This window comes from Oceanobacillus sp. NCCP-135 (assembly GCF_059698015.1).
On sequence record NZ_BAAKSZ010000020.1, the window covers coordinates 1 to 16564 of the forward strand.

Sequence of the window (16564 nt, forward strand, 5' to 3'; positions counted from 1 at the left end):
AACAAGGTTTAGTTTGATATGTAAAATATTATTTTCTATCGTTACGAGGAACTTTTTACTGTCAAGTAGTAACATTGTAAAGTTTTAATTAATAATATTTAACTTAGAACTAATGCGCAGGGGGAGTATTAATAATGAAAAAGATACCTAGTAGAAAGCTTTTAGCAGCATTGGTTACATCATTGAATACAGGTTTTTTATTTGTATTGTTATCAGAATCTGAAAACCGAAAATGAAGTAATTAATACAAGTATATTTAAATTTGTTTCTGAACTAGTGATTTTTTCTGTAAATATTTCTTTATTATTTGCAGCTCCTATTGCCTTCCTTGTTGGAATTCCAATATCAATAGGTATTAATAAACTAACATCAATCATACAGAACACAAATTTTAGAAATGTAATACGATTTATTTTATATCCTTTATGTGGAACGTTAATTGTATTGTTAATCAGTATTCTTATAGGTGGAGGATTTCCTGTTTTTGCAAATAAGGATGCAATAATTTCATTTATAATAATCGCTATATACCCTAGTATTGTCTTTTGGTTGATGGATACCCTGTTGAAATAGAAAAAGCCCTTCACATTTTGTAAGGGGCTTTTTGAGTATTGGTAAGGGATATAACTTATGGATACCGTCAGAAACGCAGGTATGAGGAAATTCAAAATCATCAACAAACCATTAGGTCAGATTAGAAAAACGCTAAAGCGTCTTTCAAGAGGCAAGAGATGAGAGATTGGATTGGTAGAAAATGGCGAAATGACTGATTTCTTTAACAAAACATTTTCCAAATAAGTAGTGAAATTCTACACTTTCCTATCTCTTGAAAAATCCTATTTTTTGATCTAAATAATTTCTTACTAAAAATAAATCCCGAATTACTTGCATTTTAATTCATAAAAGGTTAAAGTTAAAGAAGCAAAAGGAAATTGAAGTTTGAATAATACTTTACGATCTCTTTATCAAAGTGGTGTAAAAGTATTTGGATTCAATTATACTTTGCACGATATTTGTATAAGGAGGTCATTTTAATGACTGGTAAAGTAAAATGGTTTAACGCAGAAAAAGGTTTCGGTTTCATCGAGCGTGAAGATGGAGACGATGTATTCGTACACTTCTCAGCTATCCAATCTGAAGGTTTCAAAACGCTTGAAGAAGGTCAAGATGTTGAATTTGAAATCGTAGAAGGTAACCGTGGACCACAAGCAGCTAATGTAACTCGTCTATAATAGATGATTTAAAAGGTTTATCTCATTTGAGGTAAGCCTTTTTTTGTTATTAAGAGGATTTAAAAGAGGATACAAAGATCGAGAAGTTCGAGGTAGTGCAGAAACAAGCCAATAAAGAAATTGGCCACTACAAAAAGGATTTTCATTCCAAATGTAGAAATGGTTAAGTAGCTTGGCAGTTAAGAAAGCAGAACATACTTTATTACTGCATAAGTGCAGGATTTGTGCTGTCACCTAAGGACTTGGTGATAACCAAGTTTTCTAATTTGTTGGAGGAGATTATCATGGCAACACTGTTCAATTGGAAAAAGGAAGCCGAGACCCAATGGGATAAGCAGGCAGATATTTGGAAGCAAAAAAGCAAAGCGATGTGGGATAATGGAAGCAGAAAGGAAATTATCCCTTTCATTGCAAAACATTTAAACAAGGGTAGCAGGATTTTGGATGTAGGCTGTGGAGATGGATATGGCTCCTATAAATTATATGACTCAGGTTATGATGTTACAGGGATTGACCTTTCTGGTGAAATGGTCGCCCTTGCAAAAAAGCAACTACAGAATCAGCCTATTTCCTTTCTCCAGGGAGATATATCAGAGCTGCCATTTGAAAGGGGTCATTTTGATGGTGTGATGTCTATAAATGTGCTTGAATGGACGAAAGATCCACTTGTGGCCCTAAGGGAGCTACGGCGTGTTGTGAAAAAGAATGGGCTGCTTTGTATAGGATTACTGGGCCCAACAGCAGGACCAAGAACAAATAGTTATCCACGGTTATCTGGTGGAAATTTTATTTGCAATACGATGATGCCATGGGAGTTTGGTAAGCTGGCTTCAGAAAGTAATTTAAGTTATCTCGATGGTTTTGGTGTTTATAAACAAGGTGTAAAGGAACAGCATTATAATGGATTACCAGTAGAATTAAAACAGTCCTTATCATTTATGTGGGTATTTATGCTGCAAAAAGTTGGTGAATGAATTGGATAAAAATGAAATGGAAAAACGGGTAATTGAAAGCTATCAGCAAGACGAGAAAATGATGGTACTCATTTATGCACAATGGTGTATCAACAATGATCTGGATCCAGTGGCGGTATATGAACATGCTTATCCTGGGCAATCGAAGAACAGTACTTTAACAGAAGCACTGGAATTAACTGTGCCGAAAAAGGAATCAGATGAAATCCCTGATCAGATGATTCTCCAAGTACTTCAGCTTTTTGGGAATGATGATTTGGCATTTATTGTTCAGGAAATGATAGAAGACCGGAATAAATAATTTATTTTTCTGATATTCTGATAGCGTGAAATGGAATTTTATAGCGGTGTGCTGAGATTTAGCAAAGTTGAGAGATAAGTGCAAATAGTTGAGAGAAGAATCTGCAAAGTTGAGAGAAGAATCTGCAAAGTTGAGAGAAGAATCTGCAAAGTTGAGAGACAAACGTAGATTTCTTTGTTTTCTCTCAACTTATACCAAATCTCTCTCAACTTTCTATAATTATCTCTCAACTTTCATTTCTCACAGGAGCTTCCCAGCCAGTGTGATGTACTTAATTCAACTTCCGCTTTTACGCGCATTTTTATTTCTCAAAAAGCTTGATTAATGCCTGTGTTCCACTGTCAGCTTCTCCTTTTTTTTCAAGCTCTTTATAAAGCTTCAAAGAAAGGGAAAGGCCGGGAGTCAATAATCCCATCTCTTGTGCAGATTCCAGTGCAATCGTCATATCCTTAATAAAATGTTTCACATAAAAGCCCGGCGCATAATCGCCTTTGATCATTCGTGGTGCAAGATTCGATAAGGACCAGCTTCCGGCAGCGCCAGTAGTAATACTTTCTAAGACAAGCTCAGGATTTAGTCCGGCATTTTTAGCATACATAATTGCTTCGCAAACGCCAACCATATTAGAAGCAATGGTTATTTGATTAGCTAGTTTGGTATGCTGACCGGCACCTGCACCTCCCTGTAATATAATATTCTCTCCAATGATTTTAAGTATTGGCAAAATCGCTTCAAATGATTGACTGTCACCACCTGCCATAATTGCTAATTTGCCACTTTTTGCTCCAATATCACCACCTGAAACAGGTGCATCCAGTGCATGAATATTTTTATCCTTTGCCTGCTGATCAATTTCCACTGCCAGTGATGGTTTAGATGTTGTCATATCAATGACGTAAGTACCCGGCTTCGTAGTTTCAAGTATGCCCCCTTTTCCAAAATAAATTTCCTCCACATCTGTTGGATAACCTACCATTGTAATGATAATATCAACGGATTGTGCTACATCAGCAATCGTGTTTTTCCATTCTGCTCCATCTTGTATCAGACTTCTTGCCTTTTCCTTTGTCCGAGTAAAAATTGTTATTGGATAACCTGCGTTTTGCAAATTCTGTGCCATGCTTTTTCCCATGACACCAGTTCCGATGAAGCCTATCTTTGCGTTTTTTGTAAGCATTGTTTCAAAACTCCCTTCTCCCTATATTCATTTCGACAGTACCATTGTTTAATCCTTTTAACTTTTTTAAAAAAATATACTAAGAAGGATGAGATTCCCCATATTGACATGATTTGGGAGGGGAAATAAAGAATCATATATTGGCTATTACACATAGTATAGGTACACATTGAAACATATTGGAGGTTGACCTTAAAATGATTACGAACGAGCAACTATCCCGGTGTAAATCTGCTTTATTAGAGCGTCAGACAGAACTAATCGATCGAGTACAGGATCATTTTGATTTATCAGAGGAGTTCGCTAAAGAATCGATCGGAGAGTTGTCGAATTACGATAACCATCCAGCAGATCACGGAACAGAGTTATTTGAAAGAGAAAAGGATGTCGCATTAAATGAACATGCAGAGAAGGAACTGGAAGAAATTAATAAAGCGCTACATGCCATTGAAGAGGGAACTTATGGAATTTGTAGTAAATGTGGAACAGACATCCCTTACGAACGGTTAGCGGCAATGCCGACTTCCGATCGCTGCATTGATCATGCTAGTGATACTATATTTGAAGCGGGTCGTACAATCGAAGAAGAGATATTTAGTCCAAATATAAATCCAGATGAAGAACAGGTAGGCTATGATGCGGAGGATGCATGGCAGGAAGTAAGCCGCTATGGAACGTCCGAGACCCCATCAGACTTTTATGGCGACCGTGATAATTATGATGAAATGTATCCAAACAGTGATGAAAATGTAGGTGTTGCTGAAGATATAGAAAGTTTTTTAGCTGCAGATATGAATGGGAAGTATAACGGTGTTGCACCAAATCATAATAAATATGAAGATGAGTTAGAAGATGATTAAATAGCCTAAGGAATTAACTTGAAATTCACGATTAAAATTCCTGGTGGTATGAAACTATTTTGGTATTTGTTTCGTAATATAAGACCAGGAGGGATGGACGTGAATGAAAACAGTGGCTGTATAAAATGTGGCAGTACAAAAGCTGATTCCAAAGAAGTTGCAATGACTGGAACTGGCTTATCGAAAATGTTTGATGTGCAGAAAAACCAATTTATTGTCGTTTTTTGTAAAAACTGTGGTTATTCCGAGTTCTATAATAAGGATAGCTCGACGGGAAGTAATATATTTGATTTATTTTTCGGGTAAACTTAAAATACCGACTGCCCAGGAAGGGTATACAACTCTTTTAGGACAGCCGGTATATTTCGTTCCTCGGTATTTCTATAAAGTGCGACATAATAGATGAACCTTTCTTTCAATGCCGCTACGTAAATACACTACGCTTTAAGCATACTCGAGCTTCCTCGCTCGCAAAGAACGCCCGCTGTGGCGCCTTACTAATTGGGACGGTGTAACTGCCGTCCTCTTAAAACATATTATCAAAAATGCCACCCATAAACATTCCTATCATATTTTCAATAAGGAATCCGGATATGAATATAGAAATGATATATATTCCAAGTAACACATAAATACGGTCAAATCCATTTGCTGGTTGCTCAAGGATAATGAAAGTAGGTATAATTAATATAGTTCCAATTAAACCTAAAATAACAATTATTCCTGCAAAAGAAAGACCAATTAATCCGAGCAAAGCTCCAATTACAGCCAAAACTAGAAATGGAATAGTGTAAGCTCCGAATTTGGCAATTACATCTTTGAATGTGAAAAAATGCGCCGCAAGCTTGGTACCTGCAAAGGTGAGTGCAATTAAAACGGCAAACAAGATAATAAATTGAAGAAAAGGAATGATAAAGCCATCAAGGAACGAAATGCGTGCAAATGGTAGCTGATTTGCAATAAGGTATCCTCCGAGTGCAATCAGTAAAGAATAAACAACCATTGAAATTATTCCTGAAATAAGTTCATTACCAGTCATCTTTTGACCGTCGTCAGGGCTTTTCAACAGCCTGATGAAGTAGTTTCCAAAATTAGATGCCTCTTTTTTTAAGTTTTCCATCGTAGGATTTTGTTGCGCTGATGTGAAAGCTTCACTTTCCGATGGAGGGGATGCTGGTTCTCCGACGTTACCAGTCGGATCTGAAGCAGCTGCTGTCTCCTCCTGTGTTAATTGTGCTCCGCAACTAGTGCAAAATTTGCCCGGTTCGGTTTGTTGTCCGCAATTAGGACAATGCATATAATCACTTCCTCTATATTATTTTGGATAATACTATTTTTAATATTATCCATACGTAGTTAAAGATACTTTCGACAAATTATTTGAAAATCCTTGTTTTTTTGCAGAAAAGTTTTTTAAATAATTTGGAAGGTATCTCCAGTTAAGTATATCTATAGAGTCAAAAAAATAGAAGGGTATTTTTTACCCTTCTCCTGAAATTATTCCCTAGCCTGTAATTCCAGATCTGCTGTTTGTGCATTACCATCACGGTAAAATTCTATTTCAATCGTGTCACCAATGGCAGTTTCGGAATACAAAAATTTTCGTAATTCCAAAATGGATGTTATTTCATTGCCGTTGATTTTTGTAATTACATCAAATTGCTGAAGTCCTGCCGCTTCTGCTGCGGAACCTGATTGAACATCTGCGATAACCATACCACCTTTAACCTCTTCCGGTAAGCTGATTTCACTACGATATTGTGGTGGTACCTGATTTAGAGAAGCTGTACTTATTCCGATGAGTGGTCGCTCAATTTCCCCACTTGTTTCAAGCTGTTCCATGATTGGTAAAGCTGAATCCATCGGAATAGCAAAGCCAATTCCTTCCACCTCCTGCATTGCTATCTTCATGGAATTAATTCCAATTACTTCACCATTACTATTAACTAATGCCCCACCACTATTACCGGGGTTGATGGCAGCGTCAGTTTGGATTACTTCCGTTACCCAATCTGGCTGTCTGTCCCCATTTGTGTCGATGCTAACAGAGCGATTTAATCCACTAATAATACCTTTTGTAACAGTGTTGGCGAAGTTCATTCCTAGAGGATTACCGATTGCGATTACTGATTCCCCTACGATTAGATCTTCAGATGACCCAATGTTGGCCACGGTATCTATTTTGTCACCAGCAACTTCTAATACAGCTAAATCTGTTAATTTATCTGTTCCTAATACCGTTGCCTTAACTCTTTCGTCATTGTTTAACACGATTTCCACTTCTTGTGCGCCTTCAACTACATGTTGGTTTGTTACGACATAAGCTTTTCCGTTTTCCTTCTTATAGATAATTCCAGATCCGGTACCAGCTTCCTCGCTTTGTGTCCAGACGTTTTGTTTTTGAAGATTCGTAACCCCAACTACAGCTTCCGACGTTTCTTCTATATTTGTAGAAATATCAGCATCTTCTGTGGAAAGTGTTTTTACAATGTCGGGTGTATTACCTTCTGATGAGCCCTGAGAACTAACATTGTTTGAACTATCTAATGGAATAATATTGCTGGTAAAAAGCAAAACGACAATAACGGCTGAAATAATCCCTCCGACAATTCCTCCGAAAAGTACGCTAACACCTGATTGCTTTTTTTTGGTTTCACTTTTTACTGTATCTGCATTTGATGATTCGTTATTTAATGTATTTTTTTGTTGTTCTTCTTCCAAACCTGCATCTGAGAGTTGTAAGGTATCCATTTGCTCTTCTTCAACCGAGTCAGACGTATTTTCATTTGTATGATTAAGTGATTGTTTTTCATCATTATTTTCCATTTTTTTCACCCTTTCGTAATGTTATTAAAAAAGGTTAACGGGCAATAAGTACACCACAAGGCATCAAGGGGAAATGAGGGGGTCTCCTTGTGGGTACGTCCCGTAAAAAAACCTGATAAGCAAAAGCTTCTATCCATCAGAAATAGTTCTTCTAAAGGAGTGAAGTATCGCTGTACAATTACATTATAAACAGGCAGTTTGGGATTGATTTGGGATAAATGTGGAATAAATGTGTAAATGGCTTTTATTTACAATGGTACAAAAGTATACCTTTTCTAGGAAGTCAGTATCAATGCAACTAGGGATTGGCATTATGCTAAGTTTTCTAAAGAATTATCAAACATATGTTCAACTGAATGAAGCTTCTCTTTATGATAAAATAAGAGTTATAAGAGGATGTAAAACATTCCAGTAAAAATGACACATCGTAAGGGAACTTCTACTAAATACCGACACGTCCAGGAACTGCGCTTAAGTTTTCACCACTGAAAGCCATTGTGTCGAACGGAGAAGTCACTATGTCATGCGAGAAGTTATTTGGCTTGCTTTTTGCTCCATTGGAAAAGAAAAATACTTTTCCTGCGTGCGATAATAATTGCCTGCGTTTAACCGCATATGTTCCGGTACGGGAGCTACGTCGCCTCGAGCTTTTCGGTGCTTTTTGAAGAAGTAAGAAAGCATAAACGAAATCGGTTCTTTTGCCGATTTCTTCAAATCCGACTTCTGATTTTTGACCTCTAGAAAGACGCTTTAGCGTTTTTTGAACATGCGGTTATAATCAGTCGAAAAAAGAAGGAGATTATGATGATGAGTTATTATATTGGGGTCGTAGAGGACGATCGAAATATCCAAAATATAGTTTCTGCATATTTAAAAAAAGAAGGTTTTGAAGTAACTGTATTAGAGTCTGCGGAAAAGGCGTGGGATCTATGGGAAACCGATCCGCCAGATATGTGGATACTGGACATCATGCTTCCGGGGATGGATGGATATGAGTTTTGCAGGAAGGTACGTAATGAAAGTGATGTGCCGATTATCATCATTTCTGCGAAGGATGATGAAATAGATAAGATTCTCGGTCTTGAATTAGGTGGTGATGATTACTTGACGAAACCATTTAGTCCAAGAGAATTAATTGCACGTGTAAAGCGGTTGTTTAAACGGGCACGACCAGTAAAAGAATCAATGGAGTCTCAAGATAAAACAAAGATTGATCATTTACTCATTTACAAAGATGATAGGCGGGTATTTTGGGACGGTCAGGAACAGGAAGTAACAACGAAGGAGTTTGATATGCTCTTGCTATTTGCAGAAAACCCGAATAGAGCATTTTCAAGAGAAGAGTTATTAGTAAAAGTGTGGGGACAAGATTATTTTGGAAGTGATAGGGCAGTGGATGACTTAATAAAAAGGATCAGAAAAAAAATTGTGGATATTCCACTGGAAACGGTTTGGGGCTTCGGATATCGTTTTCGTAGTAATGAGGGTACATAATGAGACTTCAATCACAATTAAATGCTGCATTTACAACTTTGCTGCTTGTTATTATGGCTGTCACTGGTTATGTCATCTATTCTTTAATTTTAGACATGCTCATTCAGGATGAACAAAGACAATTGAAACAAAAAGGTGATATTCTTGTAGACGTGTTAAATGAACAATATGGAGCAAGATTGGATATTCAGGAATTTAGCAACTTCCTGCAAGACCAGGATTTACAATTATTTTTGTATGATAGAAATCAGGATGCTGTTTTCTTCTCCACAATGTCCAGTATTGTGGCTAATGGATTTTTTCAAAGCAATGACTTTTCTGCTGAAAATGAATACCTTTGGGAATATGGAAATGATAAATATGTCACTTCGAGAATATTGGTATATCCGGAGAGTACAGGTCTAGAGTTGATCTTACTAACGCCAATGAATGATTTGCAAATTGTTCAGCAAAATTTTTTCCTCCGCTTGTTTGTCGTTTTTCTGTTTGGGGCAGCGGCTGCAGTATTGTTAAGTTATTTCTTAACAAATAAATTAGTTACCCCGCTTTCTCAATTAAAAAGACAATTAAAGAAAATCGAAAAAAGGAAATTTGATGATATAGAGCGAATTAAAGCAACCGGAGAAATCAAAGAAGTCGAACAAAGTGTGTACGAAATGGCACAGGAATTACAACGCTATATGAATTCCCAGCAAACCTTTTTCCAAAATGCGAGCCATGAATTAAAAACACCATTAATGACGATACAAGGCTATGCAGAGGGGATAAAGGATAACATATTTGATGAAAAAGACAAAGAAAAAGGACTGGAAGTAATGGTTTCGGAAGTGAAGCGTCTTAAGGTAATTATAAATGAAATGATTTTATTGGCTAAGCTGGATAGTGAAGATGACGCTTATCAGCCTGAGAATATTAATGCTTTATCGCTTGTTGATCAAGTGGTTGATCGGACACTACCATTTATAAATGAACGAGACATAGATCTTAATCATCAGGTGGATGGTGATATTAATCTAGTTGCTGATAAAGAAAAAGTATTACGGGCATTATTGAATTTGACCTTTAACGGCATTCGCCATGCCAGGAGCCAGGTCAGTATTCGTGTTTTTCAAACCCATAGGGTAATTACAATTATGGTTGAAGACGATGGAGATGGTGTTCCGGAAGAATTAATCCCGCATATTTTCCACCGGTTTGTAAAAGGTAAGAATGGGGAAACTGGTCTAGGACTAGCCATTGCACGTGCAATTATCGAGCGATCTGGCGGAAAAATAACCGTTGGCAGTTCCGAGCTTGGTGGTGCAAAATTTGAAATTACCTTCATGAATATAGTTAAAAATTAGAGTTTCTGAAAAAAATGATGAAAAAAGTAGTGAATTAGATACTTATTATGATATAATTATATGGTTTTCATTCCGTATTAAAGAGGAGCTATAGTTTATGCAATTAAGAGAGGATATTCGTAATATTGCCATAATTGCCCACGTTGACCATGGTAAAACAACCCTTGTGGATCAGCTGTTGAAATACTCAGGAACGTTTCGGGAGAACGAACAAGTAAATGAACGGGCAATGGACTCTGGTGATATTGAAAGAGAACGTGGAATTACAATTTTAGCGAAAAATACAGCAGTTAAATATAAAGATACATCCATCAATATTCTAGATACACCAGGACATGCCGATTTCGGTGGTGAAGTGGAACGTATTATGAAAATGGTTGATGGTGTTGCATTAGTTGTGGATGCATATGAAGGAACGATGCCACAAACTCGCTTTGTATTGAAAAAAGCATTGGAACAAAAATTGACACCAATTGTTGTTTTAAATAAAATTGATCGCCCAAATGTGCGGCCGACAGAAGTTATTGATGAAGTTCTGGATTTATTTATTGAGCTTGGGGCAGATGATGACCAGCTTGAATTTCCGGTGGTGTATGCATCTGCTTTAAATGGAACATCTGGATTAGAGCCAGAAGATCAGCAGGAAACAATGGATCCAATTTTTAATACTATTTTGGAGCATATTCCTGCGCCAGTAGATAATCAGGATGAACCGCTGCAATTCCAGGTTACATTGCTTGATTATAACGACTATGTTGGTCGTATCGGAATCGGCCGGGTTGTCCGGGGAACGATTATGGTTGGACAGCAGGTAGTTGTGTTGAAAAAAGACGGAACACAAAAGTCATTTCGCATCAGTAAGCTTTTTGGCTTCAAAGGTCTAAAACGGATGGAGATTCAGAAGGCGAAAGCAGGGGACATTGTTGCCATTTCGGGGTTGGATGATTTAAATATTGGCGAAACAATCTGCCCGCAGGATCATCCGGAAGCCTTACCATTGTTGCGAATTGATGAGCCAACATTGCAAATGACGTTTGTTGTCAATAATAGTCCGTTTGCAGGTAAAGAAGGTAACTATATCACATCAAGACGAATTGAAGAACGATTACTGAAACAGCTGGAAACGGATGTCAGTCTACGTGTTGATCCAACTGATTCACCGGATGCCTGGGTTGTTTCCGGACGTGGGGAATTACATTTGTCCATTTTGATTGAGAATATGCGTAGAGAAGGTTTTGAATTACAGCTTTCTAAGCCAAAGGTTATTATTAAAGAAATTGATGGTCAAAAATGTGAGCCGATGGAACGTGTGCAAATTGATGTACCCGAAGAATACACTGGTCCGGTTATGGAATCCCTTGGCGTGCGAAAAGGCGAAATGCTTGATATGGTAAACCAGGGAAATGGACAGGTTCGTCTGGAATTTAAAGTGCCGTCAAGAGGATTGCTTGGATATTCAACTGAGTTTATGACACAAACACATGGTTATGGGATTATAAATCATACCTTTGATGCTTACGAACCAGTTGTAAAAGGACAGGTTGGTGGCAGACGGGAAGGTGTGCTCGTAGGGTTGGAAAATGGTAGAGCATCCACGTATGGAATTATGCAGCTGGAAGACCGTGGCGTAATCTTCGTTGAACCGGGAACCGAAATATATGCCGGAATGATCGTCGGTGAGCATAACCGTGAGAATGATTTAACGGTTAATATTACAAAGGAAAAGCATCTAACGAATGTTCGCTCAGCAACGAAAGATCAAACGGCAACCATTCGAAAAACAAGAAATATGTCATTAGAAGAAGCAATCGAATACCTGGATGATGATGAATACTGTGAAGTAACACCGGAATCCATTCGTTTGCGGAAGAAAATATTGAACAAAAGTGAACGAGAAAAAGCAACGAAAAAGTCTAAATTAGGTTAAACTGGAAGAAGCATGGGACTAGAATTCCGTGCTTCTTTTTAAATATATTGAAAGCTGGAATTTCATTCTTTATTCGATCAGAATCTGGTTTCAGCAAAATATGCGATTTCTCCGGTTTAAATCCCGATTTCTCCGGTTTAAATAGTGTTACATTCAGTCAGAATCGTGTTTTTATAATCTCATCTGTGCCTATCTGGCCTTCTTTTATAAACCTTTGAATTAAATTCTAAATAAAAAAGTGTGTAATGCTTGATTTCCCCCGAATAATATGTAAAATAGGGTAGAATTATCAAATCATCTATATTAATTTGGATTATCTTCAGTCAATTTCCATTAAATTAACATAACGTTTTTTTCGCCCCCGAAGAAAACGCCATGTATCTGCATTCCCATATTGTAAGAGTTTTTAAGGAGATTACTTAGAATATTCTATTCCAAAATGCATCAGGATACTTGATAGTTAACCTAACCTCTTTTCGCATCGGTTAATCTACCGAATGCAAAGGAGAACTTCCCCTATACCTGTCGTTCAGGAGAACCACCGTCTTTATCAACAGAATAATGTTGTAAATGGATGACACATTGATTAACTTTTATAAGCAGGAAATAGTTAGTAAGAAATGAAATATCATAATATGCTACCTGTTTTAATAGCGGGATATATTGTGATGTATTTCACAAATTAAAGGAGGGCAGCTGATTATAAAAATTCCTACATGAAGTCTAAAGACTACACACAAGCTGTTGGTATGTATTGACAGTCAAAGAAGTAATAATTTAGACTCGTATGATAATTTTTAAAAAATTCAAAAAAACAGGCTCAATGCGTTTCAAAAACGAAAGAATTGGGAATGCTTCTTGTATATTTAAATTCTTATTTGAGGAGGATATTCACATGCAATTATTGCCGAGGGAAACAGACAAGCTTCTAATTGTAGTTGCTGCAGACCTTGCTAAACGAAGAAGAGAAAGAGGTCTAAAATTAAATCACCCTGAATCGATGGCGCTTATAACTTACGAGCTGATGGAAGGTGCAAGGGATGGAAGGACTGTTGCTGAATTAATGGAGTATGGGGCAACTATTTTATCAAGAGATGATGTGATGGAAGGGATCCCGGAAATGATTGAGGACATACAGGTGGAAGTTACTTTCCCTGATGGAACCAAGCTGGTAACCGTACATGACCCTATTCGCTAAAAAAAGAAAGGAATGAAATGAAGGATGATTCCAGGAGAATATATATTAAGTGATGAAGAAATTATTTGTAATGCAGGTCGTACAAGCTCCAATACAACAGTAATCAACACTGGAGACCGGCCAATACAGGTCGGATCGCATTTTCACTTTTATGAAGTGAACGCGGCACTAGATTTTAACCGTGAAGAAGCATATGGGAAAAGGCTGAATGTTCCAGCAGGCGCAGCGGTACGCTTTGAACCAGGGGATGAAAAAGAAATCGAATTAATCGACTTTGCTGGGGAACGTAAGGTATATGGATTTAATAATAAAGTAGATGGACCACTAGAAAGCGGGGATATTAAATGAGTTTTAAAATGTCTAGAGAGCAATATTCGCAAATGTACGGACCGACTACTGGTGATTCGATTCGCTTAGCGGATACCGATATATTTATTCAAATTGAAAAAGATTGTACCACTTATGGTGATGAAGTAGTTTTTGGTGGGGGAAAAGTCATTCGTGATGGAATGGGTCAAGACCCGATTGCAACTCGTGGAGAAGGGGTTCCCGATATCGTGATTACGAATGTTGTTATCCTTGATTACACTGGAATTTATAAAGCAGATGTGGCTATCAGAGATGGGCTTATCTATAAAATAGGCAAAAGCGGTAACCCGCTTATTATGGATAATGTCGATATTGTTATTGGTGCTTCAACGGAAGTGATTGCTGGTGAAGGTAAAATTCTTACTGCTGGAGGGATTGATTCACATGTACACTTAATCAATCCAGCTCAAGTAGATGTGGCATTAACTTCTGGATTAACAACTTTAATTGGGGGAGGCACAGGCCCTGCCGCTGGATCAAAGGCTACCACTGTTACACCCGGTGAATGGAACATCCACCGTATGCTTGAGGCTATAGATGGACTCCCGATTAATATTGGTTTAACGGGAAAGGGACAAGCTGCGAAAGAGGAGCCGTTAATCGAACAAGTACGTGCTGGTGTGATTGGCTTGAAGATTCATGAGGACTGGGGAGCTACTCCTTCCGCAATAGATTATGCACTACGAGTTGCAGAAAAACATGATGTTCAAGTAGCTATTCATGCAGATACATTGAATGAAGCTGGGTTTATGGAAGATACCATGCGTGCGGTGAAGGATCGTGTAATCCATATGTATCATACAGAAGGGGCAGGTGGAGGACATGCTCCAGATTTAATTAAATCTGCGGGAATGATGAATGTATTGCCATCTTCAACAAACCCTACATTGCCGTATACGATCAATACGATTGATGAGCATCTTGATATGTTGATGGTTTGTCATCACTTAAATCCATCTGTACCAGAGGATATTGCATTTGCAGATTCACGTATTCGAAGTGAAACAATAGCAGCAGAGGATATTTTACAGGATATGGGAGTATTTAGTATGACAAGCTCTGATGCTCAAGCAATGGGACGGATTGGGGAAGTGGTGTTACGTACCTGGCAAACGGCTGATAAAATGAAGAAACAATTAGGGACGATGACAGGTGACGCTACGTATGCAGATAATAATCGTGCTAAACGTTATATTGCTAAGTATACGATTAATCCTGCTATTACTCACGGGATTTCAGAATATGTTGGCTCCATTGAAGTTGGAAAAGTAGCAGATCTTGTTTTATGGGATCCGAAATTCTTTGGTGCAAAACCGGAAATGATACTTAAAAACGGGATGGCAGTTCAGAGCTTAATGGGGGATGCCAATGCATCTATTCCAACACCACAGCCTGTAATTTATCGACCAATGTATGCATCTTATGGAAAAGCATTGGCGCAAAGCTCGTTTACATTTATTTCGCAAGCAGCCTATGATGATAAGGTTCATGAGAAGCTTGGATTAGAGAAAAATATTCGGACGGTTAGTGGGATTCGTAATTTAACTAAAAAAGACATGAAATTAAATACAGAGACGCCTGAAATTGAGGTTGATCCACAAACGTATGAAGTGAAAGTAAACGGAGAGTCGATACATTGTGATCCTGTTGATAAAGTATCAATGGGGCAACGCTATTTCTTATTTTGAGGTGTGTTGAATGATAATTGAAAAAGTCGTAACAAATATTGAAAATTTAGCTCAGGGAGAATTGGACAGGCGGCATAAAGAAAAAGTATATCTGGAAAGTGCTCACCTCGTAAAACGCATACAGCGAGTGGAGACGGATCATGGACAGGTGCTTGGTATTCGTTTAAAAGAGCCACGTGATTTAATAGCGGGAGATGTACTTTATATGGACGATAAAAATATGATTATTGTCGATGTATTATCAGATGATTTGTTGATCATAAGTCCTAGAAGTTTGCAGGAAATGGGAACCATCGCACACCAGTTGGGAAATCGTCATCTTCCCGCACAATTTGAAGAAAACGAAATGCTTGTACAATACGATTATCTTGTGGAAGAATTACTTCAGGAGTTGAAAATCCCCTTCAAACGGGAGGAGCGGAAAGTAAAGCAGGCATTTCGGCATAGAGGGCATAGTCATGGATCCTAAAGTAATGTCTTTATTCCAACTATGTGATTCGAACTTTCCCACCGGTGCATTCAGCCATTCATTTGGTCTAGAAACCTATATCCAGGATGGTATAGTTTATGATCAGAAGTCATTTTCCAAATGGCTGGAGGTATATCTGTATGAGCAGCTTGTGTATTCAGATGGGCTTGCTGCAAGAATGGTTTATGAAGCGCTTGATGAAAATGACCTGGAAAAAGTATGGAAGCTGGATCGCTTGTTAACTGTGCAGAATCTCCCGAAGGAAACACGTGACGGTACAAAACGGATGGGGGAGCGAATGGTTAAGATTTCCGAGAGCTTGTATGAAACTCCGCTGCTTACCATGTATCGTGAACGTATTGAACAAAAGAATTCGTATGGGCATCCTGCGATTGCGTTTACCATGGTTGGCCATTCTTTAGGAGTGCAAAAAGAAACTACTATTTTATACTATTTATATACGTCGATTGTAAGTCTTGTTCAAAATGCAGTGCGTGCTATTCCCCTTGGCCAAACAGCAGGCCAAAAGATTATTTTCACATTTCACGATAAATTAACAGAAGCAGTTAATCGTATTTTAAACCTGAACGAAGAAGAGTTTGGAGTGGTTTCGCCCGGACTGGAACTATCTCAGATGCAGCATGAGCGGGTTAATATTCGAATATTTATGTCGTAAAAGTAGCTGTCAGCTGCAGCATATTTTTTA

Annotated in this window: 18 protein-coding genes; 13 read left to right on the forward strand and 5 right to left on the reverse strand. The window is 37.9% G+C overall.

The genetic code is table 11. The features are described from left to right. Window positions 1-212 precede the first annotated feature (212 nt). Window positions 213-587 carry a hypothetical protein gene (locus AC6HVZ_RS13790; RefSeq protein WP_497558754.1) on the reverse strand — a complete coding sequence of 125 codons (375 nt, stop codon included), beginning with the start codon at window positions 585-587 and terminating at the stop codon, window positions 213-215. Window positions 588-1034: 447 nt separating this feature from the next. Between AC6HVZ_RS13790 and AC6HVZ_RS13795 the strand changes: the two genes are divergently transcribed. The 3 genes from AC6HVZ_RS13795 to yxiS all read left to right on the forward strand — a co-directional run bounded on the left by AC6HVZ_RS13795 (window position 1035) and on the right by yxiS (window position 2507). Then, window positions 1035-1232: a cold shock domain-containing protein gene (locus AC6HVZ_RS13795; protein WP_095654600.1), complete on the forward strand. Its 198-nt coding sequence runs from the start codon at window positions 1035-1037 to the stop codon at window positions 1230-1232. Window positions 1233-1516: 284 nt separating this feature from the next. Then, on the forward strand, window positions 1517-2206 hold the full coding sequence (locus tag AC6HVZ_RS13800; RefSeq protein WP_497558755.1) for a class I SAM-dependent methyltransferase: 690 nt from the start codon (window positions 1517-1519) through the stop codon (window positions 2204-2206). 1 nt (window position 2207) lies between these two features. Further along, window positions 2208-2507 carry a protein YxiS gene (gene yxiS / locus AC6HVZ_RS13805; protein WP_497558756.1) on the forward strand — a complete coding sequence of 100 codons (300 nt, stop codon included), beginning with the start codon at window positions 2208-2210 and terminating at the stop codon, window positions 2505-2507. Window positions 2508-2808: 301 nt separating this feature from the next. Here the strand turns inward: yxiS and AC6HVZ_RS13810 are convergent, their stop codons facing one another. Beyond that, window positions 2809-3684: an NAD(P)-dependent oxidoreductase gene (locus AC6HVZ_RS13810; RefSeq protein WP_497558757.1), complete on the reverse strand. Its 876-nt coding sequence runs from the start codon at window positions 3682-3684 to the stop codon at window positions 2809-2811. Between the two features lie 197 nt (window positions 3685-3881). Here AC6HVZ_RS13810 and AC6HVZ_RS13815 point away from each other — a divergent pair, with 197 nt between their 5' ends. After that, window positions 3882-4544 carry a TraR/DksA C4-type zinc finger protein gene (locus tag AC6HVZ_RS13815; protein ID WP_497558758.1) on the forward strand — a complete coding sequence of 221 codons (663 nt, stop codon included), beginning with the start codon at window positions 3882-3884 and terminating at the stop codon, window positions 4542-4544. Between the two features lie 93 nt (window positions 4545-4637). Then, entirely contained in the window at window positions 4638-4850 is a 213-nt protein-coding gene (locus AC6HVZ_RS13820) for a zinc ribbon domain-containing protein (RefSeq protein ID WP_497558826.1), read from the forward strand. 220 nt (window positions 4851-5070) lie between these two features. On the opposite strand, the gene AC6HVZ_RS13825 is transcribed toward AC6HVZ_RS13820, so the two are convergent. The 3 genes from AC6HVZ_RS13825 to AC6HVZ_RS13835 form a co-directional block, all read right to left on the reverse strand. Further along, on the reverse strand, window positions 5071-5841 hold the full coding sequence (locus AC6HVZ_RS13825; RefSeq protein ID WP_497558759.1) for a DUF6574 domain-containing protein: 771 nt from the start codon (window positions 5839-5841) through the stop codon (window positions 5071-5073). A 200-nt stretch (window positions 5842-6041) separates the two neighbouring features. Beyond that, entirely contained in the window at window positions 6042-7370 is a 1329-nt protein-coding gene (locus AC6HVZ_RS13830; protein WP_497558760.1) for a S1C family serine protease, read from the reverse strand. Window positions 7371-7886: 516 nt separating this feature from the next. Next, a complete protein-coding gene (locus AC6HVZ_RS13835; protein ID WP_497558761.1) occupies window positions 7887-8084 on the reverse strand; it encodes a hypothetical protein in 198 nt (65 codons plus the stop codon). A 93-nt stretch (window positions 8085-8177) separates the two neighbouring features. On the opposite strand from AC6HVZ_RS13835, the gene AC6HVZ_RS13840 reads away from it, so the two are divergent. The 8 genes from AC6HVZ_RS13840 (at window position 8178) to AC6HVZ_RS13875 (ending at window position 16534) form a co-directional block, all read left to right on the forward strand. After that, a complete protein-coding gene (locus tag AC6HVZ_RS13840; RefSeq protein ID WP_497558762.1) occupies window positions 8178-8864 on the forward strand; it encodes a response regulator transcription factor in 687 nt (228 codons plus the stop codon). Beyond that, window positions 8864-10207 carry a sensor histidine kinase gene (locus tag AC6HVZ_RS13845; RefSeq protein WP_497558763.1) on the forward strand — a complete coding sequence of 448 codons (1344 nt, stop codon included), beginning with the start codon at window positions 8864-8866 and terminating at the stop codon, window positions 10205-10207. The genes AC6HVZ_RS13840 and AC6HVZ_RS13845 overlap by 1 nt, the downstream gene beginning before the upstream one ends. Window positions 10208-10304: 97 nt before the next feature. After that, on the forward strand, window positions 10305-12134 hold the full coding sequence (typA, locus tag AC6HVZ_RS13850; RefSeq protein ID WP_497558764.1) for a translational GTPase TypA: 1830 nt from the start codon (window positions 10305-10307) through the stop codon (window positions 12132-12134). Window positions 12135-13029: 895 nt separating this feature from the next. Continuing rightward, on the forward strand, window positions 13030-13332 hold the full coding sequence (locus AC6HVZ_RS13855; protein WP_497558765.1) for an urease subunit gamma: 303 nt from the start codon (window positions 13030-13032) through the stop codon (window positions 13330-13332). 24 nt (window positions 13333-13356) lie between these two features. Further along, the gene (locus tag AC6HVZ_RS13860; RefSeq protein ID WP_497558766.1) at window positions 13357-13680 is read left to right on the forward strand and encodes an urease subunit beta; all 324 of its coding nucleotides are present in this window, start codon (window positions 13357-13359) and stop codon (window positions 13678-13680) included. Next, window positions 13677-15389, forward strand: a complete 1713-nt coding sequence (gene ureC / locus AC6HVZ_RS13865) for an urease subunit alpha (protein WP_497558767.1) — start codon at window positions 13677-13679, stop codon at window positions 15387-15389. The genes AC6HVZ_RS13860 and ureC overlap by 4 nt, the downstream gene beginning before the upstream one ends. Window positions 15390-15399: 10 nt before the next feature. After that, window positions 15400-15858: an urease accessory protein UreE gene (gene ureE / locus AC6HVZ_RS13870; protein ID WP_497558768.1), complete on the forward strand. Its 459-nt coding sequence runs from the start codon at window positions 15400-15402 to the stop codon at window positions 15856-15858. Then, a complete protein-coding gene (locus AC6HVZ_RS13875) occupies window positions 15848-16534 on the forward strand; it encodes an urease accessory protein UreF (RefSeq protein ID WP_497558769.1) in 687 nt (228 codons plus the stop codon). The genes ureE and AC6HVZ_RS13875 overlap by 11 nt, the downstream gene beginning before the upstream one ends. The last annotated feature ends 30 nt before the right edge of the window (window positions 16535-16564 follow it).

Coding starts and splice junctions, on each gene's coding strand:
- AC6HVZ_RS13875 (WP_497558769.1), top strand. CDS start 15,848: ATGGATCCTAAAGTAATGTCTTTATTCCAACTATGTGATTCGAACTTT.
- AC6HVZ_RS13840 (WP_497558762.1), top strand. CDS start 8,178: ATGAGTTATTATATTGGGGTCGTAGAGGACGATCGAAATATCCAAAAT.
- AC6HVZ_RS13845 (WP_497558763.1), top strand. CDS start 8,864: ATGAGACTTCAATCACAATTAAATGCTGCATTTACAACTTTGCTGCTT.
- AC6HVZ_RS13815 (WP_497558758.1), top strand. CDS start 3,882: ATGATTACGAACGAGCAACTATCCCGGTGTAAATCTGCTTTATTAGAG.
- typA (WP_497558764.1), top strand. CDS start 10,305: ATGCAATTAAGAGAGGATATTCGTAATATTGCCATAATTGCCCACGTT.
- AC6HVZ_RS13820 (WP_497558826.1), top strand. CDS start 4,638: ATGGACGTGAATGAAAACAGTGGCTGTATAAAATGTGGCAGTACAAAA.
- ureE (WP_497558768.1), top strand. CDS start 15,400: ATGATAATTGAAAAAGTCGTAACAAATATTGAAAATTTAGCTCAGGGA.
- AC6HVZ_RS13800 (WP_497558755.1), top strand. CDS start 1,517: ATGGCAACACTGTTCAATTGGAAAAAGGAAGCCGAGACCCAATGGGAT.
- AC6HVZ_RS13795 (WP_095654600.1), top strand. CDS start 1,035: ATGACTGGTAAAGTAAAATGGTTTAACGCAGAAAAAGGTTTCGGTTTC.
- AC6HVZ_RS13810 (WP_497558757.1), bottom strand. CDS start 3,684: ATGCTTACAAAAAACGCAAAGATAGGCTTCATCGGAACTGGTGTCATG.
- AC6HVZ_RS13825 (WP_497558759.1), bottom strand. CDS start 5,841: ATGCATTGTCCTAATTGCGGACAACAAACCGAACCGGGCAAATTTTGC.
- AC6HVZ_RS13860 (WP_497558766.1), top strand. CDS start 13,357: ATGATTCCAGGAGAATATATATTAAGTGATGAAGAAATTATTTGTAAT.
- AC6HVZ_RS13830 (WP_497558760.1), bottom strand. CDS start 7,370: ATGGAAAATAATGATGAAAAACAATCACTTAATCATACAAATGAAAAT.
- AC6HVZ_RS13855 (WP_497558765.1), top strand. CDS start 13,030: ATGCAATTATTGCCGAGGGAAACAGACAAGCTTCTAATTGTAGTTGCT.
- ureC (WP_497558767.1), top strand. CDS start 13,677: ATGAGTTTTAAAATGTCTAGAGAGCAATATTCGCAAATGTACGGACCG.